This window comes from Streptomyces sp. NPDC017225, from assembly GCF_044331465.1.
GTDB lineage: Bacteria > Actinomycetota > Actinomycetes > Streptomycetales > Streptomycetaceae > Streptomyces.
The window spans coordinates 519,485-544,832 of the sequence record NZ_JBIRNE010000002.1; the positions used below are offsets into that span (position 1 = coordinate 519,485).

The 25,348-nt window shown below is 72.7% G+C and carries 25 protein-coding genes; 22 read left to right on the plus strand and 3 right to left on the minus strand.

What is annotated here, in order from left to right; genetic code table 11:
* Positions 1–35: 35 nt before the first annotated feature.
* On the minus strand, positions 36–1,487 hold the full coding sequence (locus ACH4NX_RS06085; RefSeq protein WP_351391012.1) for an amidase: 1,452 nt from the start codon (positions 1,485–1,487) through the stop codon (positions 36–38).
* Between the two features lie 126 nt (positions 1,488–1,613).
* Between ACH4NX_RS06085 and ACH4NX_RS06090 the strand changes: the two genes are divergently transcribed.
* The 5 genes from ACH4NX_RS06090 to ACH4NX_RS06110 all read left to right on the plus strand — a co-directional run bounded on the left by ACH4NX_RS06090 (position 1,614) and on the right by ACH4NX_RS06110 (position 4,191).
* A complete protein-coding gene (locus ACH4NX_RS06090; RefSeq protein ID WP_351391010.1) occupies positions 1,614–2,204 on the plus strand; it encodes a helix-turn-helix domain-containing protein in 591 nt (196 codons plus the stop codon).
* Between the two features lie 88 nt (positions 2,205–2,292).
* Positions 2,293–2,628 carry a putative quinol monooxygenase gene (locus tag ACH4NX_RS06095; RefSeq protein WP_351391009.1) on the plus strand — a complete coding sequence of 112 codons (336 nt, stop codon included), beginning with the start codon at positions 2,293–2,295 and terminating at the stop codon, positions 2,626–2,628.
* A gap of 86 nt (positions 2,629–2,714) precedes the next feature.
* Positions 2,715–3,461 (plus strand): SOS response-associated peptidase, encoded by a 747-nt coding sequence (locus tag ACH4NX_RS06100; protein ID WP_398126872.1) that lies wholly within the window; start codon positions 2,715–2,717, stop codon positions 3,459–3,461.
* A gap of 38 nt (positions 3,462–3,499) precedes the next feature.
* Positions 3,500–3,802, plus strand: a complete 303-nt coding sequence (locus ACH4NX_RS06105; protein ID WP_351391005.1) for a metalloregulator ArsR/SmtB family transcription factor — start codon at positions 3,500–3,502, stop codon at positions 3,800–3,802.
* Positions 3,799–4,191: a VOC family protein gene (locus ACH4NX_RS06110; RefSeq protein WP_398126871.1), complete on the plus strand. Its 393-nt coding sequence runs from the start codon at positions 3,799–3,801 to the stop codon at positions 4,189–4,191. Before ACH4NX_RS06105 ends, ACH4NX_RS06110 begins: the two co-directional genes overlap by 4 nt.
* A 27-nt stretch (positions 4,192–4,218) precedes the next feature.
* Here ACH4NX_RS06110 and ACH4NX_RS06115 read toward each other — a convergent pair whose 3' ends face one another.
* The gene (locus ACH4NX_RS06115) at positions 4,219–5,037 is read right to left on the minus strand and encodes a siderophore-interacting protein (protein WP_398126870.1); all 819 of its coding nucleotides are present in this window, start codon (positions 5,035–5,037) and stop codon (positions 4,219–4,221) included.
* 143 nt (positions 5,038–5,180) lie between these two features.
* Here ACH4NX_RS06115 and ACH4NX_RS06120 point away from each other — a divergent pair, with 143 nt between their 5' ends.
* The 4 genes from ACH4NX_RS06120 (at position 5,181) to ACH4NX_RS06135 (ending at position 9,161) form a co-directional block, all read left to right on the plus strand.
* Complete coding sequence (locus ACH4NX_RS06120; protein WP_351390999.1) at positions 5,181–5,732, plus strand: SigE family RNA polymerase sigma factor; 552 nt, start codon at positions 5,181–5,183, stop codon at positions 5,730–5,732.
* Entirely contained in the window at positions 5,729–7,099 is a 1,371-nt protein-coding gene (locus ACH4NX_RS06125) for a PQQ-binding-like beta-propeller repeat protein (RefSeq protein ID WP_351390997.1), read from the plus strand. The genes ACH4NX_RS06120 and ACH4NX_RS06125 overlap by 4 nt, the downstream gene beginning before the upstream one ends.
* Before the next feature lie 191 nt (positions 7,100–7,290).
* The gene (locus ACH4NX_RS06130) at positions 7,291–8,121 is read left to right on the plus strand and encodes a PP2C family protein-serine/threonine phosphatase (RefSeq protein WP_351390995.1); all 831 of its coding nucleotides are present in this window, start codon (positions 7,291–7,293) and stop codon (positions 8,119–8,121) included.
* Positions 8,122–8,171: 50 nt separating this feature from the next.
* On the plus strand, positions 8,172–9,161 hold the full coding sequence (locus ACH4NX_RS06135; RefSeq protein ID WP_351390992.1) for an MASE1 domain-containing protein: 990 nt from the start codon (positions 8,172–8,174) through the stop codon (positions 9,159–9,161).
* Positions 9,162–9,250: 89 nt separating this feature from the next.
* Here the strand turns inward: ACH4NX_RS06135 and ACH4NX_RS06140 are convergent, their stop codons facing one another.
* The gene (locus ACH4NX_RS06140) at positions 9,251–10,162 is read right to left on the minus strand and encodes an NAD-dependent protein deacetylase (protein ID WP_398126869.1); all 912 of its coding nucleotides are present in this window, start codon (positions 10,160–10,162) and stop codon (positions 9,251–9,253) included.
* 454 nt (positions 10,163–10,616) lie between these two features.
* Here ACH4NX_RS06140 and ACH4NX_RS06145 point away from each other — a divergent pair, with 454 nt between their 5' ends.
* From ACH4NX_RS06145 to ACH4NX_RS06205, 13 genes are all read left to right on the plus strand, one after another.
* Positions 10,617–11,711, plus strand: a complete 1,095-nt coding sequence (locus tag ACH4NX_RS06145) for a hypothetical protein (RefSeq protein ID WP_351390987.1) — start codon at positions 10,617–10,619, stop codon at positions 11,709–11,711.
* Between the two features lie 221 nt (positions 11,712–11,932).
* Positions 11,933–12,787 carry an endonuclease/exonuclease/phosphatase family protein gene (locus ACH4NX_RS06150; protein WP_398126868.1) on the plus strand — a complete coding sequence of 285 codons (855 nt, stop codon included), beginning with the start codon at positions 11,933–11,935 and terminating at the stop codon, positions 12,785–12,787.
* A gap of 17 nt (positions 12,788–12,804) precedes the next feature.
* Complete coding sequence (locus ACH4NX_RS06155) at positions 12,805–13,551, plus strand: SMI1/KNR4 family protein (protein WP_351390982.1); 747 nt, start codon at positions 12,805–12,807, stop codon at positions 13,549–13,551.
* A 396-nt stretch (positions 13,552–13,947) separates the two neighbouring features.
* Positions 13,948–14,481, plus strand: coding sequence for a GNAT family N-acetyltransferase (locus tag ACH4NX_RS06160; protein WP_351390979.1), 534 nt, complete (start codon positions 13,948–13,950; stop codon positions 14,479–14,481).
* Positions 14,482–14,856: 375 nt separating this feature from the next.
* Complete coding sequence (locus ACH4NX_RS06165; protein ID WP_351390976.1) at positions 14,857–15,207, plus strand: NADH-quinone oxidoreductase subunit A; 351 nt, start codon at positions 14,857–14,859, stop codon at positions 15,205–15,207.
* Positions 15,198–16,472 carry a hypothetical protein gene (locus tag ACH4NX_RS06170; protein ID WP_398126867.1) on the plus strand — a complete coding sequence of 425 codons (1,275 nt, stop codon included), beginning with the start codon at positions 15,198–15,200 and terminating at the stop codon, positions 16,470–16,472. Before ACH4NX_RS06165 ends, ACH4NX_RS06170 begins: the two co-directional genes overlap by 10 nt.
* Positions 16,465–17,394 carry an NADH-quinone oxidoreductase subunit H gene (locus ACH4NX_RS06175; protein WP_351390970.1) on the plus strand — a complete coding sequence of 310 codons (930 nt, stop codon included), beginning with the start codon at positions 16,465–16,467 and terminating at the stop codon, positions 17,392–17,394. The genes ACH4NX_RS06170 and ACH4NX_RS06175 overlap by 8 nt, the downstream gene beginning before the upstream one ends.
* Before the next feature lie 40 nt (positions 17,395–17,434).
* Positions 17,435–18,019 (plus strand): NADH-quinone oxidoreductase subunit J, encoded by a 585-nt coding sequence (locus tag ACH4NX_RS06180; protein ID WP_351390967.1) that lies wholly within the window; start codon positions 17,435–17,437, stop codon positions 18,017–18,019.
* Entirely contained in the window at positions 18,016–18,321 is a 306-nt protein-coding gene (locus ACH4NX_RS06185; RefSeq protein WP_351390964.1) for an NADH-quinone oxidoreductase subunit K, read from the plus strand. Before ACH4NX_RS06180 ends, ACH4NX_RS06185 begins: the two co-directional genes overlap by 4 nt.
* On the plus strand, positions 18,318–20,189 hold the full coding sequence (locus ACH4NX_RS06190; protein WP_398126866.1) for a proton-conducting transporter membrane subunit: 1,872 nt from the start codon (positions 18,318–18,320) through the stop codon (positions 20,187–20,189). The genes ACH4NX_RS06185 and ACH4NX_RS06190 overlap by 4 nt, the downstream gene beginning before the upstream one ends.
* Positions 20,190–20,194: 5 nt before the next feature.
* Positions 20,195–21,700, plus strand: coding sequence for an NADH-quinone oxidoreductase subunit M (locus tag ACH4NX_RS06195; RefSeq protein WP_351390958.1), 1,506 nt, complete (start codon positions 20,195–20,197; stop codon positions 21,698–21,700).
* The gene (locus ACH4NX_RS06200; protein WP_351390955.1) at positions 21,697–23,118 is read left to right on the plus strand and encodes an NADH-quinone oxidoreductase subunit N; all 1,422 of its coding nucleotides are present in this window, start codon (positions 21,697–21,699) and stop codon (positions 23,116–23,118) included. The genes ACH4NX_RS06195 and ACH4NX_RS06200 overlap by 4 nt, the downstream gene beginning before the upstream one ends.
* Positions 23,119–23,305: 187 nt before the next feature.
* The gene (locus ACH4NX_RS06205; RefSeq protein WP_398126865.1) at positions 23,306–25,252 is read left to right on the plus strand and encodes an ATP-binding cassette domain-containing protein; all 1,947 of its coding nucleotides are present in this window, start codon (positions 23,306–23,308) and stop codon (positions 25,250–25,252) included.
* Positions 25,253–25,348 lie beyond the last annotated feature (96 nt).

Genomic DNA, 25,348 nt, shown 5'->3' on the forward strand with positions numbered 1-25,348 from the left:
CGAAGCGCCCGGCGGCCTCGCACCGGAAGTACTTCTCAGCGGTCCGTGGGGTTCCCCGCCCACACCGTTGGTGTCCGGCCCGACCACGGGGCCGCTCGCTCGAGTTGGCCGGCGAGGCGAAAGAGGCGGCCTTCGAGCCCGTAACCGGCGGCGAACTGCATACCGACCGGGAGGCCCGTCCCGGCGTCGGCCGTCACCGGCACGGACATGGCGGGCGTGCCCGCCACGTTGAACGCCATGGTGAACGGCGAGCGGTCGTTGAGACGCTCGATCCAGCCGAGGCCGTCCAGTGCCTGTGCGCCCTCGTCATAGGTGCCCAGCGGCATCGGAAGCTCCGGAAGGGTCGGGGTGAGCAGGATGTCGTAGGCGTCGAAGCACCGTGCCAGACTCCGGGCGACCCGGTTCCGGACCGCGAGAGCGGAGACGAACTGGGCGCCGGAGACCCGCTGCCCGTAGTGGTGGCCGGCAAGGGTCTGCGGCTCGAGGGTCGAGGAGTCGACGGGGCGGTCGAAGGCGGCGGCCAACTCGTCGACCGAGGCCGTGAGATGCGCCGTCATCAGACGGGCGTTGGCGAGGACGAAGTCCTCCCAGTCGGCGCCGAGCCCCACCTCGGCCTCCTCCACCTGGTGGCCGAGTGACTCGAGCAGACCCACGGTGCGGGAGAGGGCGTCGGCCACAGGTGGTGCGGTCCGGCGTCCGCCCCACGCACGGGTCAGGACGCCGATCCGCAGCGAGCCCGGGCGGCGGGTGACTTCCTCCGTGTACGGACGGGACGGCTCCTGCGCGAAGTAGGGGTCGCCCGGCTCCGGCCCGCGGATCCGGTCGAGCAGTGCCGCACTGTCCCGTACCGTGCGGCTGACACAGCCGTGCACGGCCAGGCCGCTGAACGTCTCGTCGGCGGCGGGGCCCATGGAGACCCGGCCACGGGTGGGCTTCAGCCCGAAGAGGCCGTTGCAGGCGGCGGGTATGCGAAGCGAGCCGGCGGCGTCGGTGGCGTGTGCGAGAGGAACCACCCCGGCGGCGACGGCCGCGCCCGCGCCCCCGCTGGACCCGCCCGCGCTCCGCTCCGGGTTCCACGGGTTGCGGGTCGGACCGTACAGCGCTGGTTCCGTCGTGATGCTGTAGGCCATCTCCGGTGTCGCGGTACGCCCGAACGTCACGAGGCCGGCACGGCGAAAGCGCAGCATGAGGAAGGAGTCGGCGCCGGCGACGTTGCCGGCCGCGAGACGGCTGCCCAGCTCCGTTCGCCTCCCGGCCATGGAGACTCCGATGTCCTTGATCAGGAAGGGGACTCCGGCCAGCGGTGAGCTGCCGGGGCCGGGCCCGTCGTCGGCCGGCCAGGTCTCCACGACGGCGTTGATCCGCGGATTGACCGCCTGCGCGGCCTCGCGTGCGGTTGCTTCCAGTTCGGCGGGGGTCACCTCGCCCTTGGCCACCAGTTCCGCGAGCCCGACCGCGTCGAAGTTCACGTACTCGGCGATTCTCACTGTCACCCTCCTTCGAAACGAGCGATACCACTGGGTCCCTACTGATACCGAGCGGTATCGCATGGGACGGACTGGTACCGTAGCAGCAGTGAAAGGCCCGAACCCACCGGACGTCACGGAGCAGTCATGGCATCGACCGCCGGCAGGCCGAGCAGAGTCGCGAAACTGCCCCCTCGCGAACGCGTCCTCGACGCGGCGGAAGAGCTCTTCCGGAGCGAGGGGATCAGGCGGGTGGGCGTCCAGGCGATCGCCGAGCGGGCCGAGACCACCAAAATGGCGATCTACCGGCACTTCGAAACCAAGGACGCGCTGGTCGCGGAGTGGCTGCGCATCGTCGCCGCCGACTACCGGGCGGCCTTCGACCGCGTCGAGGCCGAGAGCCCGGGCCGGCCCAGGGAGCAGATCCTGGGGCTGGCCCGCTTCATCGCGGAGGGGCTGCCGGCCATCTCGCACCGGGGCTGCCCGTTCATCAACTCCATCGCCGAACTGCCGGACCGCTCCCATCCCGCACGACAGGTGATCGAGAAGCACAAGGCGCACCAGACCCGCAGACTGGTCGGCATGTGCATCGAGGCCGGCCTGCCCCATCCGGAGCAGGCCGCGGCCGAGATCACCTTCGTACTCGAAGGCGCGCAGGTCAGCACGCAGAACGGAAGCATCGACCAGGTGGGCGATCGACTGATGCGAATCGTCGAGGGGATCGTCGACCGGCGCTGATCCTCCCCCGCTCCTCCCTTGCTGGACCGTCCCACTGCTTGCCCGAGCGCCTGACCGGCCACCGTCCGAACGCCCGAAAGGCCCGTCCATGATCTTCATCACCGCCAGGTTCCGCGTCCGGCCCGAACACGCCGACGCCTGGCCCGACATCACCCGCGCCTTCACCGAGGCGACCCGCGCGGAGCCCGGGTGCCTCTGGTTCGACTGGTCCCGAGGCATCGACGACCCGACCGAGTACGTGCTGGTCGAAGCGTTCCGTGATGACGAGGCCGGTGCCGCGCACGTCGGTTCGGACCACTTCGCCGCGGCACGTGAGACGTTGCCGCCCCACCTGGTGGAAACGCCGCGCGTGGTCAACGCGACGGTCCCACAGGAGGACTGGTCGCGGCTCGGGGAGATGGCGGTCCCGGAAGAAGAGGGCTGAGGCGCCGCCGCGCTCTCGGTGGGGGGCGGTGGCAACCGGCGTGCCGGCCGCGCGCGGCCCGTCGGCCGAGGTGGGAAGGTGGACCCATGTGTGGCCGGTACGCATCCACCCGTGGCCCCGAAGACCTGGCCGGGCTCTTCCGGGTCGCCGACCGGAGCGTCGAGGAGAGCCTGGCGCCGAGCTGGAACGTGGCGCCGACCGACGACGTGTGGGCCGTCCTCGAGCGCACCCCGCGCGGCGCGGACGACGACGCACGCCCGACGCGGCAGTTGCGGCCGCTGCGCTGGGGACTGGTGCCGTCATGGGCGAAGGACGTGCGGATCGGCGCCCGGATGATCAACGCACGGGTGGAGACCGTCCGGGAGAAGCCGGCGTTCCGTGTCGCGTTCGCCCGGCGCCGCTGCCTGCTTCCCGCCGACGGCTTCTACGAGTGGCGGCGTCTCGAGGACCCGAAGACGGGAAAGGTGCGCAAGCAGCCGTACTTCGTCCACGCCGAGGACGACCGGGTGATGGCTCTGGCCGGGCTGTACGAGTACTGGCGCGACCCGGAGGCCGAGCGTGACGAAGACGGGTCCGCCTGGTTGACGACCTGCACCGTCGTCACCACCCGGGCCACCGATGCCGTCGGCCGCGTGCACCCCCGGATGCCCCTGGCCGTCGCCGAGGAGCACTACGACGCCTGGCTGGACCCCGCCCACCAGGACCCTGAGGGGCTGCGCGACCTGCTGAACCAGCCCGGCGGAGGCCGCCTGAACGCCCGCCCCGTGTCCACGGCGGTCAACAACGTCCGTAACGACGGTCCGGGGCTTCTGGAAGACGTGAGAGGCGCCTAGACTTGATAGGCAAGTGGTTTCTTGCCTATCGTGTGGCCGTGGCCGACGAACTTTTCAAAGCCCTGGCCGACCGCACGCGTCGCACCATCCTCGACGAGCTCACGGAGAAGTCGGGACAGACACTGTTCGAGATCTGCTCACGGCTGAGTGTGAAGCACCGGCTCGGTATCTCGCGTCAGGGGGTCTCCCAGCACCTCGCCGTGCTGGAGGCCGCCGGACTCGTCGAGATCAGGCGCGAGGGCCGGTACAAGTTCCACGACCTGAACACAGCCCCGCTGCGGCGGATCACCGAGCGCTGGCTCGCACCCGACACGGCCCGAACGGAAGAGAGCACCCCATGAAGATCAACATGACCAGTGTCTTCGTCGACGACCAGGCCAAGGCCCTGCGCTTCTACACGGAGGTTCTCGGTTTCGTGAAGAAGCACGACGAACCGGTGGGAGAGCAGGACCGGTGGCTGACGGTTGTCTCACCCGACGAGCCAGGCGGCACCGAGCTCCTTCTCGAGCCCGCCGGCCACCCGGCCGTCAAGACCTACCGCGACACGCTCGTCCAGGACGGCATTCCGCTCGCCCAGTTCGCCGTCGACGACGTGAAGGCGGAATACGAGCGCCTGCGCGAGCTGGGTGTCCGCTTCGCCCAGGAGCCCGTGGAGATGGGCCCCGTCGCCGTCGCCGTCTTCGACGACACCTGCGGCAACCTCATCCAGATCGCGACGCAGGCACAGTAGACGGCTCTCGGCGGCGACCGGCCGCCGTCAGGCGGCCTGCGCCTTCTCGTGCTTCCAGAAGCCCGAGAAGGTGATGCGGTCCTTGGGCAGGCCCAGACGGTGCAGATGCCTGCGGCCCTCGGTGGCCAGGGCCGACTCGCCGACGACGAAGGCGTACCCCGTCGCGCTGGCGGTGGACAGCCGCCGAAGCTCACGGAGTGCGGCGACGCCGGGGACGGAGGTGCCCTCCTGGCGCACGACCCAGGAGACCGCGACTCCCGCCGGTCCGTTCAGCGCGCGCCTGTCGTCCGCCGTGGGCACCTCCTGGATGAGCCGTCCGACGGTCCCGTCCGGCAGGGAGCGCAGAATGCCGGCAGCGGCGGGCAGGCCGGTCTCGTCGGCCACGATGGTGATCTCTGAGGCGTCCTGCGGGCAGTCGAAGAGGATGCCCTGGTCGAGCAGGGCGAGCGCGTCTCCCGGGGCGGCACGGCAGGCCCAGATCGCCGCCCGGCCCTCGATGTCGCCCCCGGGGCCGCGGTGCACGACGAAGTCGATGTCCATCTCCGCCGCCTGTCGGCGGAAGTCGGCCACGGAGTAGTTGGCGCAGTGCGGCCGTTCGTCCTCGGGGATGGCGAGATAGGGCTGCCACCACTGGGAGCCGGTGAACTCGGGGAGCCGCAGACGGCGTTGGCGGGGGAGCTGGAGGAAGAGACGGAACCAGTGGTCATACCCGAGCCAGGGAAACCCGGCGAGGTCCGGACCGGTGACGGTCACGCGCTGCATGGACGGGGAGACGAGTTCGGTGCGCACCACGTGGGCACGGAACATCCTGGGATCTTGTGGCATGAGCCGTCGAACCTTCGCCATGCAGGCAAGGCTAGCCTAAGTTGACCTTCGTATCACCCTCCCCCCGGCGACGGTTGTGCCGCTCGCGGCAGAAGTCCGGAAACGCAGGCATAGATCGGCCGGGGTCCGCGCGTCCTTGTGAGCGTCAGGGAACGGGAGGGGTCATGGACCCGCAGGACCAAGAGGGATTCCGGGACTACGTCGACGCCCGGTGGAGCACCCTGCTGCGCCTGGCGAACCTGCTCACCGGCGGCGACCGGCACGAGGCGGAGGACCTGGTGCAGATCGCTCTGATGAAGGCGCTGGGCCGCTGGCGGCACATCGAGGACCCGGACGGCTATGTGCGCAAGGTGATGTACCGCCAGCAGATCAGCCGCTGGCGACTGCGCCGCCCGCACCGGGAGGCGACGTTCGCGGCGCCGCCGGAGGACCACGGCGTCGCCGACGGCACGTCCGACGCCGACCTGCGGATCACCGTGCGCCAGGCGCTCGCCCGGCTGACTCCGCGGCAGCGCACGATGCTGGTGCTGCGCTATTTCGAGGACCTGTCCGAGACGGAGGTGGCGAGCGCCCTGGGATGTTCGGTGGGCACCGTGCGCAGCACCACCCACCGGTCACTGGCCCGGCTGCGCGGACTGGCCCCGGAGCTGGCCGCCCCGGCACCGGCCGAGGCCACCGCCCTGAGCAGCAACGTACCGAAGGGGGCCCGCACATGAACGCCGACCGGCTCGACCAGGCGATCCGGGACGTCCTGCGCCACTGGACCCCCGACGACCCGGGTGCTCCCGCGGACGTCGCCGACCGCATCGTGCGCCGCCGCCGACGACGGAACCTGGCGCGCGTCACCGGAGCGGCCCTGGGCCTCGCGGGCGTCACCTTCGGCGCGGTCCTCGCCACCGGCGCGGGCGGCGGCGACAAGGCGCGGCCACCGGCCTCGCGGGTGAGCGAGCGGAGCAAGCTGCTGTGGCAGACGACGTTGCCCGGCGCGTCCTGGGACGCCTGTGCCACCGGCCCCGGCGCCGTCTACTGCCGGGGGACCGAGTACGACGGCATCGGCGTGGACGCCCGTACCGGAAAGGTCGTGTGGCAGCACGAGGCGACGGAGGCCGACGGCGGCAGCTCCCCGGCGGGGGCGCTGCCCGGCGTCCGCGACGGGGTGCTGTACACCTACGCCGATCACGCCCCGGGGACGTCCGCGGCCGGTACCGACCTCGTCGCCCTCGACATCGACAGCCGACGGGTGCTGTGGAAGCACGAGCTGGCCGACGACAGCCGCGGCCCCGCCTCCGCCGTGCTGTTCGACGGCGGGATCCTCGCCAACGCCCCGGCCTTCAAGAGCGTGGTCGCGCTGGACGACCGGACGGGCCGGACGCTGTGGACGTACTCGTGGGAGAAGGCGGACTGCGACCGGGCCGCCATCGGCGGCGCCCCGTACCTGATGTGCTCGCCGGACAGCGAGGAGAGTCCGCAGCGCAGCACCGTCGTCCGGCTGGACCCGGCGACCGGCGAGCCGCGGACGGTCGCGTCCGTCGAGGGCCCGACCGCCTACATCGGCACGGACAAAGACGCAGTCCTGCTGGGCGGCATGGCCGGTGGGCAGGAGTTCTTCGGTGACCCCGGCCCCGCCACCCTCACCCGCGTCGACGTCGGCTCGGGCCGGGAGTCGCGGCACCGCGTCGACGGCCTGCCGATGGGTGTGGTCGCCGGCGGCGTCATCCTGACACCCGGCGGCGACGGCGACGTCGTCGCCTACTCGGCCGACGACGGGAAGCGGCTGTGGTCGCGCGACCTCGGGCTGAAGCTGCGCGCGCGGCCGGACGACCCCACGACGCGGGAACCGCCCTCCGCCGCCGCGGTGGACCTCGGCGGTCGCACGGCGTATTACCTCGGCCCTTCCGGGCGGCTGGTGGGGCTCGACCTGGACAGCGGCGCGGTGCGCTGGCGCGGACGGGTGCCGGTGCCGGAAGGCCCGGTGGAGGGCGCGATCGCCCCGGAGCTGATGCTCTACGAGCACGGGCTCATCGGCCGGATCGGCGGCGAGCTGTTCCGTATCAGGCCGGAGCCGGCCGAGGCGGGTTCGTAGCGGGACGAGAGGAGGCCGCGCGGGAGGGCGCGGGGCGAGTAGTCCTGTTCCTCCCGTTCCTTCCGCGTGGTTCGCGACGTCATGCCCCCGTTCGGGTTGAGTGAGACACTGGCAGTGCCCGCTGCCCGCCAGGGCTGTGGCGAACCGCACGGTGAAGCCCGTCCAGAGGCCGTCCGGCCCGGGAGTGGTCGATGTTCCGCAAGCGTCCCGCACCTGACGGCGAAGAGCTGCTGGCCAGGCTGGCTTCGCTGACGACCCAGGCGCGGGAACTCGCCGAGCTCCGGCGCTCCCAGGTGGAGCTCGCCGTAGCCCTGCAGCGCGACATGCTTCCCGCGGACCTGCCCGTGGTCCCCGGCTTCCACCTGGCGGCCTGCTACTCACCCGCCTACTCCGGCCTCAACGTGGGCGGCGACTGGTACGACGCCTTCGTACTCCCCGACGGCCGTATCGGCCTCTCCGTCGGAGACGTCCAGGGCCACGCCATCGACGCGGCGGCCTTCATGGGGCAGATACGCGTGGGTCTGCGGGCGCTCGCCTCCGTGACGAGTGAGCCCGGTGACCTGCTCGCCTGTACGAACGATCTTCTCCTCTCCCTGAACAAGGACCTCTTCGCCACGTGCACCTTCATGCGCTTCGACCCGGCCACCGGCGTTCTGGAGAGCGCGCGGGCCGGGCACATCCCCTGCGTGTGGGCCACGGCGGACGGCAAGGCGGAGGTCTCCGAGGACGAGGGGGGACCGCCGCTGGGCGTCCTGAAGGGAACCGACTTCCCGGTGACCCGGTACCAGCTCGCCACCGGCGGAGTCTTCGTCCTGCTCACGGACGGTGTGGTGGAAGGCCCCTCCCTCAGTGTCGACGAGGGGCTCGAAAGGGTCGTACGGCTGGCGGGCATCGCCGCCGTGGCGGGGATGGAGGCGCACTCACTCGCGGCCGCCGTGCTCAAGAACGCCGAGCTGGTGGGACACGAGGACGACGCGGCGGTGCTGGTCGTCGGTCATGACGGGCGCGCTGTTACGCCGTAGGGAGGCACCGGGCACGACTCGCCTCGCCGACACGGTGGCGTCGGTGTCTGATGGCTGCTGTGGTGGGTATCCGTGCTTGGCCGCGACCGGTCGTCCTGGTCTGCGAGACGCTGCTCGTCGCCGCCTGCTACTACGCGGCGGGGCGGCTGGGGCTGTCGCAGCAACTGGTCGCGGACGGAGCGGTGGTCACCCCCATCTGGCCGCCCACCGGCGTCGCGCTCGCCTGCCTGCTGCTGTTCGGAGCACGGTGCCTGCCGGGCATCGCGGTAGGAGCCCTGCTGGTGGTCGCGTCCCTGACCGTGCCGGGGCTCTCGGCCGTCGGAGTCGTGATCGGCAACACCGCCGCACCCCTGTGTGCCTTCCTGCTGTTGCGCGCGGTGGGATTCCGCGTGAGCCTGAGCCGGCTGCGCGACGGCCTCGCGCTGGTGTTCCTGGGGGCGCTGACCGCCATGCTGATCAGTTCCGGGGCGGGCGTCGGCATACTCGTCCTCACGGACAAACTCGCCACCGACGACGTCTGGCTCGTCTGGCTGGCGTGGTGGGTGGGTGACGCCATGGGCGTCGTCATCGTCACCCCGCTGCTGCTTCTGCTGTACCGGGCCCGCCTGCCGCCCCCGTCCGGCCGATGGGGTGAGGCCGCGATGCTCACCCTCGTCGTGTGCGTGCTCGTACCGCTGGTCACGTACAGCTCGGTCAGCGTTCTGTTCCTGGTGTTCCCGATCCTGATCTGGGCCGCGCTGCGCTTCCAACTGGCCGGCGGCATGCCGTGCGCCCTGTTCGCCTCCGTGGTGGCCACCGTCGCCGCCAGGGACGAGGCCGGCTCCTTCGGGCGGCTGACCGACGTCGAGACCATGATGAAGCTCCAGGCGTTCAACGGGACCCTGGGGCTGACCGCGCTCCTGCTGTCCGCCGTGATCAGCGAACAGCTCAACACCAGACGGTCGGTGGAACGGGCCTGCCACGAACTGGTCGAGGCGCTGCAGCATCTGAACGCCGGTGGCCCGGGCGACACGGGCACGTCCGGTGGAGACGGCCGGTGAGATGCTGCGGCCTTTCCGCGGCCCGGTCCGCCGGACCGGCCCGGAGCACCTCCCGGGGCATGACCGAGAGGCACCGTCGGCCCGGCCGGTCAGCCTCGGGGGGGCAGTGGCCCCGGGCCGTCGACGGGGATGTCCAGCCGTGCGGCCACGGTGGTGAGTGCTGTTCCCAGCGGGAGCGCGACCCGGGTGCGGGCGTACCGGTCGCCCCGGGTCGGGTCCCGGTTGACGATCAGCACCGGCTTCCCGTCCTGGGCCGCCTGGCGGACGAACCGCAGCCCGGACATCACCGTCAGTGACGACCCCAGGACCAGCAGGGAGTCCGCCGCACGGACCAGCGTGCGGCAGTGCTCGACCCGCCGGGGCGGCACGGTCTCGCCGAAGAACACCACGTCCGGTTTGAGGATGCCGCCGCAGCGGGCGCAGGGCACCACGCGGAAGTCCCCGACCTGCTCGTCGGTGAGGTCGGCGTCACCGTCCGGGTTGATTCCGGCGGCCACCGGCTCGAAGCCCGCGTTGGCCTCCTCCAGTCGCCGGGCGAGGTCACGGCGCGGACCGAGGACACCGCAGGAAAGGCAGACGACGCGGTCCAGACTTCCGTGGAGTTCCACGACGCCCTCGCTGCCGGCGGCCTGGTGCAGGCCGTCGACGTTCTGGGTGATCACGCCCGAGAGCAGGCCGTGCCGTCCGAACGCGGCCACGGCCCGGTGCCCGGCGTTGGGACGGGCGCGGCCGAAGACACGCCAGCCGAGATGGCTGCGCGCCCAGTACCGGCGTCGTGCCTGGGCACTGCCGGTGAAGTCCTGGTAGGTCATCGGGGTGTGCCGGCTCAGGCTGCCGCCCTCGCCCCGGTAGTCGGGGATGCCCGACTCCGTGGAGATGCCGGCCCCGCTGAGCACCAGCACACCACCGGCGCTCAGCGCATCGGCGACCGGCTCCGGATCCGTGCTGCCCGGGGGCGGGTCCTCGTCAGGGGTCCAGCTCAGAGTGGGGCGCATGCGCATGCCGCCAGGGTACGGAACAGCCCGCCCCGGGCGCTCTCACCGGCCCGGCGGCCGGCGCGCGAGGGCAGCGGAGAGGACACCGGGCGACCGGGCCGTGGAGCGGCCGGCGCGCGAGGTCGGGGGAGGGGCGCCGGGCGACCGCGCCGGGGGGAGACGGCCGACGCAGAGGTCACTGACGAAGCCGCTCCGGCCCACCGCGACGACGGCACCACGGGCACACCCTTGCCGACCGGGGCCACGGACGTGAGTACCCGTCAGCTGCCGTCGACGGACTCCGCCCGGGTGGCGACCCCGCCCGGACCGACGTCCGTCCGCGTGGCCTGCCAGGCCCACGGCGGCCTCGTCGAGTACGACGGTTACAGCAATGACGCCCGGTCGTGCCTGCCCGACCACGGTGGCTGTGTCTCCGACCTCTTCATGGGCGTCAACGACGACTGGCTCCCAGGAGTGCCCCATGCTGACCCGTCCCGTCCGCCCCACCCGGCGCCGCGGCGCCGCCCCGCGCCGCGGACCGCGCTCCACGCACACGCTGAGCGCCACGGCGTGCCTGCTCACCCTCGCCGGTACGGCACTGGCCGCGGCTCCGGTGCCGGCCGCCGGCGACGCGCCGTCGCCCCCCTCGGCGTCCTGGCGCCCGGACCTGTCCCGGACCGGCGCCGACGACGTCAACGTCCGGTACGCGGCGGGAACCCTGCGGGTGCGGGACGGTTCCGTCAACCCCGCCTCCCTGGACCGCGACCGCGGCTACGCCTCCGCCGTGCTGGAGACACACCACCTCGACCGGCCGGTAGACCGGGTCACCGTGGGCCTCGACGCGACGGTGCCCGCGGCGGCGAGCGTCGAGGTCGACGTACGCGGACGGGCCGCCGACGGAACCTGGACCGAGTGGCGACGGGCGGCGACCGGCACCCCGGCGGAACTGCCGCGCCACGTCGTCGACGTCCAGGCCCGGCTCACCCTGTGGAACACCGAGGGCGGGGCCACGGCCGCGGTGAGGGCGCTGACACTGACGGCGGACGACATGGGCAGCGCCCCCGCCGAACCCGCGCCGAAGGCGGCCTCGCCCTTCTCCGCCCGGGTCTACGCCACCCGCGTGGGCCTGGTCGGACACACCACCGCCAACGGCCACGTCATCCGCGAGGACGACCACTTCGTGGCGCTCCCCTCACGACGGGCCCTGTCGCCCAGGGACAGCGGTCAGTATGCGGTGCAGGTGTGCGGGCCGGTCCGCTGCGAGACCGCACCGGTGTGGGACGTCGGCCCGTGGAACACGCACGACGACCACTGGAACCCCTCCGCGCAGCGCGAGCAGTGGAAGGATCTGCCGCGGGGTCTTCCCGAGGCGCAGGCGGCGTACGAGAACGGCTACAACGGCGGACGCGACGAGTTCGGCCGACAGGTCGCCAACCCGGCCGGCATCGACCTGGCCGACGGCACCTTCCACAACGTCGGCCTCGACGACAACGGCTGGGTGACCGTCACCTACCTCTGGACCGACGGCGACACCACCTCGGTCCCGACGGGGGGCACCGGCGTGAGCGTCCGGTAGCGGGCGACGACGGCCTCCGCCCGCGTGGCGAGCCTGCCCGGACCCACGACCGCGCGGGTGGAGCGCCAGGTCCGGTCAGCGGGCGACCGGCCGGCCGTGCGGGACGACGGTGCCCGAGGGAGAGCGGGCTTCGGGCACCTCCGGGCGTTCGACGCCACCCGCGTCCCATAACCTTGTGCCTCAGGACGTCAGGTGCCATGTGTACGGATCTTGGGGAGGCCATGGTGCTCGCAAGGGGCGCGCGGTTGCTCGCGGGTGCCATCACCGCGGCATGCCTGCTGGTGATCGGTCCCAGCGCACCAGGCGATTCCCTCGCCGTCAGACCGCTGCCCCCCGACGCTCCCAGGGAGGTCGTACCGAACCGGGTCATGACGTGGAACATCTGCAACCCGTGCGAGGAGAGCGACGTCGAACGGGCGGCGGAGATCGCCGCGTACGCTCCCCAGATCGTCGGCATGCAGGAAGCGTGCGTGCGTGACGTCGAGCGGATCCGGGCCTATCTGGAGAGCCTTTACGGGCTTGTCTACCACGTCGAGTACGGCATGGTTCTCAGCAACCGGAGCCGGTGCGGGGGAACGCCGTGGAATCCGGGGGCCTTCGGCCAGGCGGTCCTCTCGGCGGCGCCGATGACGGACCACGTCAACGTGGAGTATCCCGACGGCGGGTCCGAGGACCGCGGGTACATGGCAGTCACCACCACGGTGGGCGGCGAGCCCGTCCGGGTCTTCAACACACACCTCGCCCATCGACGTCAGGAGGCGGTCCGAGCGGGCCAGACCGACGTGCTCGCCGCGGCCGTCGCCCGGCACGACCGCGCGATCGTCCTCGGCGACTTCAACGCCGTGCCCGACGCTCCCGAACTCGCCCGGATGTGGGCACTGGCCGACGACGCGGACCCCCAGTGCCGTCCCCCCTCCGCCGGTACCTGCAAGCTGACCACCGACTGGCACAGCAAGTTCGACTACGTCTTCCTGCGTGGCATGGTCCCCCTCGAACACCGCGTGCGCCCCAGCCCGTACTCGGACCACCACCTGGTCCACGCAGACCTGGGCCACACACCCCGATCGGCACCCTGATCGGTACCCTTCGCGCGGTGACCGGCAGCGACGATTCCATACGCGTACAGCGGGCGTGGAAGCGGATCGAGACGTGGATGGAACGCCACGCTCCCGCTTCGCACGCCATGCTCAACCCGCCCGCCACCCCGGGCCGGATCGAGCGCTGGGAGGCCACGATGGGCTTCCCCCTCCCCCCGGCTCTCAGGGCGCTCCACCTGTTGCACGACGGCAGCCGGGGGTACGACCAGGACCAGTTCGGGAACCACCCGCACGCCGGGGGACCGCTGCCCGCACCGGCCGACGACGCCTCCCGCGCCTGGGAGGCGCAGTGGGCCGCCGCTCTCTTCCTGCCCGGCCCCGGCATCCACACCGGCTTCGCCTGGTTCCCCCTCGACGAGGTGACGGCCCAGCATCCGGTGCATCAGGGCATCGAAGAGGAGTACAACCGGCTCGTCCCCTTCGCCGCCGACACCCTCGACTCCTCCATGTCCGGCTTCTTCGTCGATCCCCGGGACGGTCAGATCGGGGCATGGGGGGACGAGGGGGAGGTGGACTTCGAGCTGGGCACCCTCGTCGACTACGTGGAGCAGGTCGAGGCGGCGCTCCACCGCGGCGGCACGGCCTTCGGCTACCGGCCCGCCGTGCACGCCGACGGTGCGCTCGGCTGGCCGGACAGCGACGGCGATCCGTTCGACGGACTCGGCGGTGACGCCTGGACGTGGGTGCCCGAAGGCGGCATCCGCCTCCCTCCCGGGCCTGGAGCCGGCGAGGCGCTCCGGTAGAGCCCGGCCCCACCCGGCGCGGGACCGGCACCGCGTCGTGGCCGCCGAAGCCGAAGGAGTCGCTCAGCACGAGGTCGCCGGCGGCCGGGAGGGCACGCGGTCCGGCGCGTACGACGTCCAGGTCGATCGCGTTGTCGAGCTCCGCGCAGCCGACCGTGGCGGCACCACCTCGTGGTGCGGCGTGAGTACGGCGGCGACGGCCTCGACCCCGCCCGCGTCGCCCTCCCGGTCGGCCGCGACGGCCCACCGGCGTGCTACGTCCCCCTGCCACGCGTGCCGGTTCGACCGGCACGCGTGGCAGGGCCGACGGGCACGTGTCACGCGACGGCGGTTCCCTCGAGCTCGACCAGTCGGCCGCGGTTCGCGTTCCCGTCGCCGCGTCGGCAGGATGACACCATGATCGAGATCCGTACCCCCCGTCTTGTCCTGCGTCGATGGCTGGACGACGACCTCGTCCCCCTGTCCGAGATCCATGCCGACCCGGTGGTGATGCAAGGCATCGGCGACGGCAGGCCGCGTTCCCTGGAGCAGACCGCCGAGGACATCGAGGCGTGGGAGGAGGAGTGGGACGAGGAAGGGTTCGGGATGTTCGCGGTCGAGTTCCTGGGCTCCGGCGAGCTCGCGGGCGCTGTCGGCCTGTCCGTCGCCGACGCCCCGGCCCAGGTCGCCGGTCAGGTGGCGATCGGCTGGCGGCTCGGACGGGTCTTCTGGGGGCAGGGCTACGCGTCCGAAGCGGCGCACGCCACCCTGGAGTTCGCCCTCCAGGACCGTGGCCTCGATCGCGTGGTCGCCGTATGCCGGACGAACGACGGCGCCTCCGTGAACGTACTCGACAAGCTCGGCATGCGGGCGGAAGGCACCGCACAGCACCCGGTCCACGGCCACGACCTCGCGGTCTTCGGCATCGACCTGACGCAGTACCAGGAATAGCGGACAGGACAGCCCGCACCCGGACCGGACTCGTGACGCGGCTGCTACGGGTCGCCGGCGGCACGCGGCGAGGCACCCGGAACCGGCCGGCCTGCCGGCAGCGCGTTCGGGTGGCTCCGGCGGCTGCGGCAGGCCTCCACCCGGCACGCCGGTCCCGGCAGCCGGCGGACACGGCAACGGCGCGCCGGCCCTCGGTGCGCCGGCCCGGCTCACCCGTAGGGACCAGTCGTGCGGCGAGCACGGGCACGCCGCGCCCCTCCTGGGGTTCGCTGCGCGATGCTGATCACGCCTGCGCGCCGGACCCACCGGCGATGACGCGTCCCGCCCGCGGGGTACGGCGACGGTCCGACGGCTGAGGAAGGGTGTGGGGAGCGGATGAGCGGAACCACGGCGGCGCTCTCCCTGCTCGGTGTGGCGGTGCTGGCGGTGCTCGGTGTGTACGGCGCCGCACGGGCGACGCGCCTGGCGTCGGAACCGGCGGTGGCCGCGCCGTTCGGATGCGGGTGGGAGCCGACGGAGCACGCGGTGAGCCGATTCCACGTGCGCTGGTACACCGTGACGATGCTGTTCCTGGCCTTCGACATGGAGATGGTCTTCATGTATCCGTGGACCCGCGTCGTCTCCGCCATGGGGGCCGGCGCGGTGATCGAGATGTTCGTCTTCCTCGCGGTCCTCCTCGCCGGTGTCGTCCACGCCTGGCGGGAGGGCGCGCTGCGATGGACGTGACCCGCCGGGCCCTGCGCGCCGTGGCCGCGCGGCCACGCGTGCTGCTGGCCACCCTGCCGGGCGGGACGCCGGTGCGGCTGGCCACCGAACGGCAGCTGCGGCTGCGGGACTGGCCCATGGCCGCGACACCCGCCGAGGCCGATCTCCTCGTCGTCGCCGGACCCGGCCGCCCGGACTCACGGCCACCCCTCGACCGGCTCTGGCGGGACATGCCGGCGCCCCGCGCCCGCGTGCACGCGCCCACCGTGAACGACGTCGGGCCGGCGTTGAACGACGGCCGTACCAGGCTGCGTTCGCCCGTGGGCGAGGACGCCGGACACCTGGAACAGGCCGGGCACCACGAGCCCGTCGACCGGCGCGACGCCCACGACTCCCACGGCGGCCACGGCGGCCACGACGCACACCGCGCCCACGGCGGCCACGACTCCCACGGCGGCCACGACGGAACGGAGATGCGGGGCGGGCTGCCCATGGCCGAGCGGGGTGAGGACCGTGACGGCCTCACCCTGGACCGGCTGCACGTGCCACTGGGACCGTTTCTCGTCGACTGGCCGCCCGGGCTGACGGTCCGTCTGGTGCTGCAGGGCGACGTCGTCCAGCGGGCGGAACCCGCAGAGGTCATGGCGTACGGCCCCGGCCCCGTCGGCGGCACGCCCACGCCGTTCTGGGCGCGGCCGTGGCTGCGCGCGGAGGCGGGCGAGCCGGTGACGGTGGGGGAGGCGGTGCGGCGGAGGTCGGCCGCGCACCTGGACAGCCTGGGCCGGCTGCTCGCGGTGGCGGGCTGGCCCGCCGAGGCGGTGGTGGCCCGGCGGCTGCGTGACGACCTGCTCGCCGAAGCCTCACCGGCGGCGTACGCGCCCCGGCTGGAGCGCTTCGCGCACCGGGTGGGCCGGTCGCGGACACTGGCCTGGCTGACCCGCGGGATCGGCGAGCTGAGCACCGAGGAGGCGCGGGAGCGAGGGGTCGGCGGCCCGGCGGCCCGGGCCGGCGGCGACGTCACCGACCGCTACCGGCAGTGGCTCACCGATCTCCGACTCGACGTCCGGCGGCTGGACGAACCGGCGCTCCTCGACCCCACGGCGGAGGAGAGCCCACGCGGTCGGTGGAAGACCGGCCGTCCTCCTCCGTCGGCCGCGCTGGTCGCGCTGCTGCCCCGGATGCTGGCCGGTACCGAACTGGCGGCGGCCCGTCTCGTCGTGGCCGGCCTCGATCCGGACCCCGACGAACTCGCGGCAAACGGGGCGGAGGTGACGGCAGGTGCTTGAGGCCGGCGCGTGGTGGACCGTACTCGCGGCTCCCGCCCTCCTGCTCGTCCTGGCGGTGCTGGCCGTGGCCGGCCACGCGGTGCTGGAGACGCGGGACGCCGGACGTCCGGTCACCCCGTCCGCCGCGGTACGGCCGCTGCTCGGCGTGCCCAGGGAGCTGCTCGCGCAGCCGCGGCGGCTGCCCGCCGCCGACCGGATGCTGTGGCGGACGGGCGTCGTCGTCGTGCCGGTGTCCGCGGTGCTGTCCACGCTGGTGATCCCGTTCGGGAACGTGGCGGTCGCCGACCCCTCGGTCGGACTGGTGTGGTTCAACGCCATGGAGGTGCTGACCTGGGCGGGGCTGTGGCTGGCCGGATGGGGCCCGAACGCGGCGCTGTCCCTGGTCGGCGGCTACCGGTTCCTCGCCCAGGGCATGGCCTACGAGCTGCCGCTGATGTTCGCGCTGATCTCCACCGCCACCGGCGCCCAGTCGCTGCGGATCGGGGACATCGCCGCCGCCCAGCACGGCCTGTGGTACGCGGTGTGGATGCCGGCCGCCTTCGTCGTCTACCTGGCCGGAGTCCTCGCCTTCAGCTTCCTGGGACCTTTCGCCTACCCGGCGGGCCGCGACATCGCGGGCGGCGTGCTGAGCGAGACCTCCGGTCCGGACCGGCTGCTGCTGCGGGCCGGGCGGTGGCTGTGGCTGGCGGCGGGCGCCGCGATGGCCGTGCCGCTGTTCCTCGGCGGCGGCGCCGGGCCGTGGCTGCCCGCGTGGGCCTGGTCGCTGGTGAAGACGCTGCTGGTACTGGCCGTACTGGTGGTGGCCGTGCGGCGGTTGCCGGCCTTGCGGGCCGACCGGTACGTGGAGCTGGCGTGGGTCGTGCTCGTCCCGCTGACGATCGTGCAGGCGCTGGTACCGGCCGTGGTGGTGCTGAACCGATGACCGATACCGATGACCGATGACCGAGAGGAGTGATCGCGTCATGCGGACGGCCCTGGGCACGACGGACACCGTTCTGCTGGTGGTGCTCGGCGTGCTCGCCCTGAGCGGCGGCGTCCTGGTGTTCACCCTGAACTCGATGGCCCGGGTCACCTTCGCGCTGCTCGTCTCCCTGGTGTGTGTGGGCGGCGTGGCGGCCGTGCTGGGACTGCCGTACCTCGGCGTGGTCATCGTGCTGATGATGGTCATGGAAATGCTGATCATGGCCGTGTTCATGATCGCTTACATGATGAACCCGGCCGGGCTGATGCCGATGTCGATGCTGCACAACAAACGCGGCTCGCTGGTCGTCAGCGGCGCCGTGTTCGCCGCGCTCGTCACCGCGATCTTCCTGGTGCCGTGGCCCGAGGGCGCGCCGGCGGCCCGGCCCGAGGACACCACCGTGCAGCTGGGCATGGAGCTGATGGGCGGTCAGATGCTGACGATGGTGACGCTGGGCTTCGTCTTGCTGGCGACCATGGTCGGTGCCACCGTGCTCGCCACCCACCGGGGGCGCTACGACCGTTTCGGTGACGACCTGGACCGGCGGCCCGCCGACGACCCGACCGGCGGAGGAGTGGGCCGGTGACGTTCGAACTCGTCCTGGTCCTGGCCGCGGGGCTCTTCTGCACCGGTCTGTTCGGCGCGCTGTCCCAGCAGTCCATCGTCATGATCATGATGGGGATCGAGCTGATGATCGGCGGCGTCATCGTCGCCGCCGCCTGCTTCTGGCGCTTCCTCGCTCCCTCCTCGGCGAGCGGGCAGGTGATCGTCGTGGCGGCGGTGGTGGCGATGGCGGTGGAGATGGCCGTGGGCTTCGCCGTCACCACCGCGATCTACCGCGCCCGCCAGGTCGACATGACCGACATGGCCGAGGAGCTGAAGGGATGAGCGCCCTGCTCTGGCTGCTCGTCGCCCTCCCGCTCGGCACCGGAGCCGCCCTGGCGGTGGCGGGCGGCCGCGCCGACCGGCAGGCGCCGGCCCTCGGCGGGGCGGCGGCGGTGGCGACGCTCGGCCTCGCCGTCGCCGCCGCGGTGGCCCGGCCGGAGACCGGCGCTCCGCTGTTCGCCGGAATGCGCGCGGAACTGGCGGTGGACGGCCTGTCCGCGGTGCTGGTGGTCACCGTCGCCGCCGTCACCACCGCGGTACTCGTCTTCGCGGCGGGCGAGTTCGGCCCGGACGACAACCGCGGCCGCTTCTTCGGGCTGATGCTCGTCTTCGCCGCGGCCATGCTGGTGACCGTCACGGCCACCACCCTGCCGCTGCTCCTCATGGCCTGGGAGGTGATGGGCGCCGCCAGTTGGGCGCTCATCGGCCACTGGTGGCGGCAGCCCGAACGGGTGCGGGCGGCCGACGTCGCGTTCCTGACCACCCGCACCGCCGACCTCGGGCTCTACCTCGCGGCCGGCGCCGCCCTGGCCGGCGGGGTCGGCTCACTGAGCCTGGACGCCCTGCCGCACGCCTCCGGGCCCTGGCTGCACCTGGTCGCCGCCGGAGCGGTGGCCGCCGCGCTGGGCAAGTCGGCGCAACTGCCTTTCTCCTTCTGGCTGTCGCGCGCCATGCAGGGCCCCAGCCCGGTCTCGGCGCTGCTGCACTCGGCGACGATGGTGGCCGCCGGCGCCTACCTGCTGCTGCGCCTGAACCCGCTGCTGGCCGCCACCGGCTGGGCCGGCCCGCTCGTCGCCTGGACCGGCGCGGTCACCGCCCTCGCCCTGGGCGTCGTCGCCGTCGCCCAGAGCGACCTCAAGCAGCTGCTGGCGGCCTCCACGTCCGCACAGATCGGTTTCATGGTCATGGCCGCCGGTACCGGCGGTATCGCCGCGGGCACCACGCAGCTCGTCGCGCACGCCGCGACCAAGTCGGGGCTCTTCCTCGCCGCCGGGGCCTGGCTGACGGCGCTGGGTACCAGGCAACTGCCTGCCCTGCGCGGGGCCGCCCGCCGGTACCGGCTGGTCGGCGGTGCCTTCGTCGTCGGCGGGCTGACACTCGCGGGCCTGCCACCGCTGTCCCTGTGGGCGGCCAAGGACGAGGTCCTCGCCTCCGCCCGTGCCGACAGCACCGGCCTGTACGCCGTGGGCCTGGCGGCGGCCGCCGTGGCGGCCGTCTACAGCCTCAAGGCCGTCCGGTACGTCACCCGGCCCCTGCCCGCCAACGCGGAGACCGGCTACGACACCGAGCGGCGCGGCACCCGGCGCACCGCCCGCACGACCCCCGTTCCCCTCCTCGCCCTCACCCTCGGGGCGGCCGCGCTGGGAGTGCTGGCCCTGCCCGGCCCCGCGTCCTGGCTGAAGCGGCTGGCCGGTGCCCCGCACGAGCCGTCGCCGAAGCCGTGGGAGCTGGGCCTGTCCGCCGGTATCGCGTTCGCCGCCGCCGGCCTGGCGTGGCGGTGGTCCGCCCGCCCGGCACCCGCACCGCGCGCCGCCCGACGATGGGTACGGGAGTGGCTGGGTCTGGAGCGGGCCGCACAAGCCGTCGTGGTCCGTCCCGTGCTCGGCCTGGCACGGGCGCTGGCCGTCTGCGACGACCGGGTCGTGGACGGCGCGGTGCGCCGGGTGGCCGCCTGCGGCCTGGCGGCCGCCGGGCTCGCCCGCCGCCTGGACGACGGCTGCGTCGACGGTGCCGTCCGCGCCATCGCCTCGGGCGCCCGGGCCCTGGGCCGCGGGGCGCGCCGGCCGCAGACCGGACTGCTGCACCAGTACTACGCCCAGGCGGCCGTCGGCTTCGCCGTCCTCGTCCTGATCATCCTGTTGGTGAGGTAACCCCTGTGCTCAGCGTCGCCACCTTCCTGCCGCTCCTGGTGTGCGTGGTCCTGCTGTTCCTGCCCCGCACCCTGCCCGACCGGACGTACGTCGGGATCTGGATCGCCACCGCCGCCGCGGAGCTCGCCCTGGTCATCGGGCTGTGGGCGGGCTTCGACGCCGGTGGCGGGATGCGGTACGAGCAGCGGGCGCGCTGGATTCCCGGCGCCGGGGTCGGCTACCACGTGGGTGTCGACGGGCTGTCCCTGCCGCTGGTCGCCCTCACCTGCCTGCTCTTCCTGGCCGTCGCCGTCCACTCACTGGGGGAACGGCGCCGGGTGCGCTCGTACGTGTGTCTGTTCCTCTTCCTGCAGACCGTCGCCATCGGCCTGTTCGTCGCCCTCGACCTGATCCTCTTCTTCGTCTTCTTCGACCTGTCGATCGTCGGCATGTTCTTCGTCATCGCCGGCTGGGGCCACGGCGAACGCGCCCGGGCGGCGGCACTGAAGTTCTTCCTCTACACCTTCCTCGGGTCACTCGCGCTGCTGCTCGGCTTCATCGGTCTGTACCTGGCCGCCGACCCGCACACCTTCGACATCACCGACCTCACGCTCGCCGACCCGCTGGCGGACCGGGGCCCGTACGCCGGTCTGGTGCTGCTGGCCATCGGCGTCGGCCTGGCGGTCAAGACGCCGACCGTGCCGTTCCACACCTGGCTGCCGCCCGCCCACACCGACGCGCCCGCCGCCGGCTCGGCGATCCTGGCCGGGGTCCTGCTGAAGATGGGCACGTACGGTTTCGTGCGCATCGCCATGCCCCTGCTGCCGGGCAGCTGGCGCCGGTACGCCCTGACCGTCGTCGTCGTCGGTGCCGTCTCCGTCGTGTACGGAGCCCTGGTCGCCCTGGCGCAGACCGACTTCAAGCGCATGATCGCCTACACGTCGGTGAGCCACATGGGGTACGTCGTGCTGGCGGTCGGCGCGGCCGGGACCCTGTCCGGCACCGACACGCAGGCCCGCTCCCTCGCGGTGACCGGCGCGGTCACCCAGATGGTCAGCCACGGACTGATCACCGGCGCGTTGTTCCTGCTCTGCGGCGTGCTGTACGACCGCGGACGGACCTATGAGATGGACGCCTACTCGGGCCTTGCCGCCCACGCTCCACGGTTCGCGGCGGTCACCTCCGTCGCCGCGTTCGCCAGTCTGGGCATCCCCGGCTTCTCGGGCTTCATCGCGGAGTTCCAGATCTTCACCGGTTCCCTGGCCTCGCAGGCGGTCGCCACCGCCATCGCCCTGACCGGCATCCTCATCACCGCCGCCCTGTTCCTGACCGCGCTGCGGCGCATGTTCCTCGGTGCCCCGCGCCTGCCGCGGACCGTCCCCACAGGCGGCATCGCGGACCTGGACCGCCACGAGGCGCTGCCCGTCGTCGCCCTGCTGACGGTCGCCCTGGTGATCGGCGTCGTACCCCGCTGGCTCCTGGACGTCATCGAACCGGCCGGCCGCGCCCTGACCGGGCTGGTGGCACGGTGAACGAGAACCTCACCGCCCTCGCCCCCGAGATCGCCCTGCTGGGCGCCGCCGTGACCGGCCTCCTCACCGGCTCCTGGCTGCCCCGCCGCCGCCAGTGGGTCGTCGCCGTCCTGGCGGCCGCCGCCTGCACGGCCGGCCTCGCGGCCACCGCCATCACCATGGTCACCGGCCGTGAACAGACCGTCTTCGCCCACGCGTTCGCCGTCGACACCGCGACCGACGCCGGCCGTCTCATCGTCCTCGGCGGGCTGCTGCTGGTCATCGGCATGTCCGCGGACACGGTACGGGGACACAAGCGCGAGACGGAGTACTGGGTGCTGCTGTGCCTGACCGGCGCGGGCACCCTCGCCCTGCTCGGCGCGAACGACCTGCTGACGCTGTTCGCGGCCTACCTGCTGGCGAGCATCCCCGCCTACGCGCTGACCGCCTTCGCCAAGGACTCCCGCGGCACCGAAGCCGCCCTGAAGTACTACCTGCTGGGCGCCCTGCTCGGTACCACGATGCTGGCCGGCACCGCCCTCCTCCACGGCGCCGGCGGCGCCACCCTCTACCGGTACCTGCGCACGACCCTGCCGGACGCACCGTACGGCCTCGTCGCCGTCGGCCTCGTCGGCGTGCTGGCCGGAGTGCTGTTCAAGGCGGGCGCCGTGCCCGCCCACTTCTGGGTCCCGGATGTCACCGAGGGCGCGCCGACCCCCGTCGCCGCCTACGTCACCACCCTGCCGAAGATCGGCGCTCTCGTCGCCGGCTACCGCCTGCTCAGCCAGGCCCTGCCCGGCAGCGACGTCAACTGGCCGCCGGCGCTGGCCGTCCTCGCCGCGGTCACCATGACGCTGGGCAACCTGGCCGCGTTCTCCCAGACCTCCGTCAAGCGCCTGCTCGCCTACTCCGCCATCAGCCAGGTCGGTTACCTGCTGATGGCCCTCGCCGTCGCCGGCCGCAGCGACCTCGCCCTCAAGAGCCTGCTGTTCTACCTGGCCGCCTACGCGGCCACCAACCTCGGCGCCTTCGCGGTCGTGGCAGCGCTGCCGAAGGCCCGCCGCCTGGACGACTACCGAGGGCTGGTCCGTCACCGGCCCGGTCTCGCCGCCGTCCTCGTGGTCTGCCTGCTCGGCCTGGTCGGCACTCCGCCCACCGGTGTCTTCCTCGGCAAACTGCAGATCTTCGGCGCGGCGATCGACGGCGGTGCCACCTGGCTCGCCGTCCTCGCCGTCGCCAACACCGTCGCCTCCCTCTTCTACTACCTGCGCTGGCTCGCGCCTCTCTTCTCCACCGGTGGCCCCGCGCTCGCCGCCGCCCACGCCGCGCCGGGCCGCTGGACGACGGTGACGGCGTACACCGCCGGCACGGCCTCCGTAGCCCTGGGGCTGGCCGGCGGGGCGGTGCTGCCCGCCATGACGGGGACGCTGCTCTCCTGAGCCCGCGCCGAAGGGCTGACGGCGGCGGACACGGCCGGCACGGCAGGACGTTCCGTAAGGCGCCGCCCGTAGTCACATCAAGCGCCGACGGGCAGCCGTGTCCGATTCTCATCCATCCGTGGTAAATGCGTGGACCGGTGCCGTCGTCCAACGGGAAACTTCCGTCTTCCGACCTCCGGGGAGAGCGATGGCGACAACGACAACGCAGGGGCCGACGCCGGGCAGGAGCGCGGTCGTCCTCGCGCTGCGCCACTACGGCCGGGAACTGCTGCGCCTACGACGGCCGGCCCTGCCCGCGCTGCTCCTGCCGGCCGTGGGCAACATCGGTATCCGCTACGTCGCTCCCCTGCTGGTCGCCAAACTGGCAGGGCAGGCCGCCGACGACAGCGGCCTCACCCTCTCCTCCGCGCTGCCGTACGTGCTGGGTTTCGGCGCGGTACTGCTGCTCGCCGAGATCCTGTGGCGGATCGGACAGCACTGCCTGAACCGCGTGGAAGCCCTCGGCATGGAGCACCTCTACGTGAGCGGCATGGACGAACTCCTCGCCAAGGACGTGGCGTTCTTCCACGGGAACTTCGCCGGCTCGCTGACCAAACGGGTGCTGAGCTTCGGCAAGCGCTTCGAGGACTTCGTCGACACCGTGACGTACCGGATCGTGGGAAGCCTGGTACCGCTGCTCTTCGGCGCCGTGGTGCTCTGGCACTACGAACCGCTGCTCGTCGCGGGTCTCCTCCTGATGATCGTACTGACCGTGGTGAGCGCCACACCTCTCATCCGTCGCCGTCAGGCGCTCGTCAACGACCGTGAGGCGGCGATCGCCCGGGTCTCCGGTCACGTCGCCGACAGCCTCATGAACATGGAGACCATCCGCGCGTTCGCGGCCGAGCGGAGGGAGGGAGACGAACACCGCCGCCGCGTCGCGGAGTCCCGGCGCCTGACGCTGAAGTCGTGGGACTACGGCAATCTGCGCGTCGACACCCTGATCGCCCCCATGTCCGTGCTGACCAACGTGCTGGGCCTCTTGGTCGCCATCGCCTTCGGGGGCCCCGGCCAGGGAGTGGAGGAGATCATCGTCGCTTTCACCTACTACTCCAACGCGACCCAGATCATGTTCGAGTTCAACCAGATCTACCGGCGTCTGGAGAGCTCGGTGACCGAGGCCGCGCAGTTCACGGAGCTGCTGCTGGGCCCACCCACCGTGCTGGACGCGACCGAGCCCGAACCGGCCGCGCCGAAGGACACCGGCATCCGCTTCGAGGCGGTGACCTTCGCGCACGCGGGCACGAAGCCGATCTTCGAGGGCCTCGACCTGGACGTCCCCGGCGGGGCACGGATCGGCCTGGTCGGCAGGTCCGGTGGCGGCAAGACCACACTCACCCGACTCCTGCTGCGGATGGCGGACATCGACGCCGGACGCGTCCTGATCGGTGGTCAGGACATCAGCAGGCTGCGCCAGGCCGACCTGCGCTCACTGATCGCCTACGTTCCGCAGGAGCCCGCGATGTTCCACCGCAGCCTGCGGGACAACATCGCCTTCGCCCGGCCGGACGCCACCGACGAGGAGATCCACGCGGCGGCCGAGGCCGCGCACGTCACGGAGTTCGCCGAGCAGCTCCCCGAGGGGTTCGCCACCCTGGTGGGGGAGCGGGGCGTGAAGCTGTCGGGCGGTCAGCGCCAGCGGGTCGCCCTGGCCAGGGCGGTCCTTCGCGACGCCCCGATCCTGCTGCTCGACGAGGCGACCAGCGCGCTGGACTCGGAGAGCGAGATCCTCGTCCAGGACGCCCTGTGGCGGCTGATGGACGGGCGTACGGCCCTCGTCGTCGCCCACCGCCTGAGCACCGTCGCCGGCATGGACCGGCTCGTCGTCCTGGACCGGGGGAACGTCGTCGAGCAGGGCACCCACGAGGAACTGCTCGAGGCGGGCCGCGTCTACGCCAAGCTGTGGCAGCACCAGTCGGGCGGCTTCCTCGACGAGAGCGCCGAGCCGGCCCCCGGCGAGGCCCCGCCGGGGGCCGGACTCACCGGGCTGCCGGAGCCGTCGGAACCGCGGGAACCGGCGGAACCGGAAACACCGGCGTCGGACCGGATCCGGCGGGCGTCACCGCGGGCTCGTACCGGCACCGGTCCGGCGTGATCGAGCCGGGCGTGCCGAGGCCCGGCGCCGGCCGGCCCTCCCACCGGCGGCGGTGGCGGGGCCCGCCGCTGTTCCGTCGCCGCCGGGTGACGCACC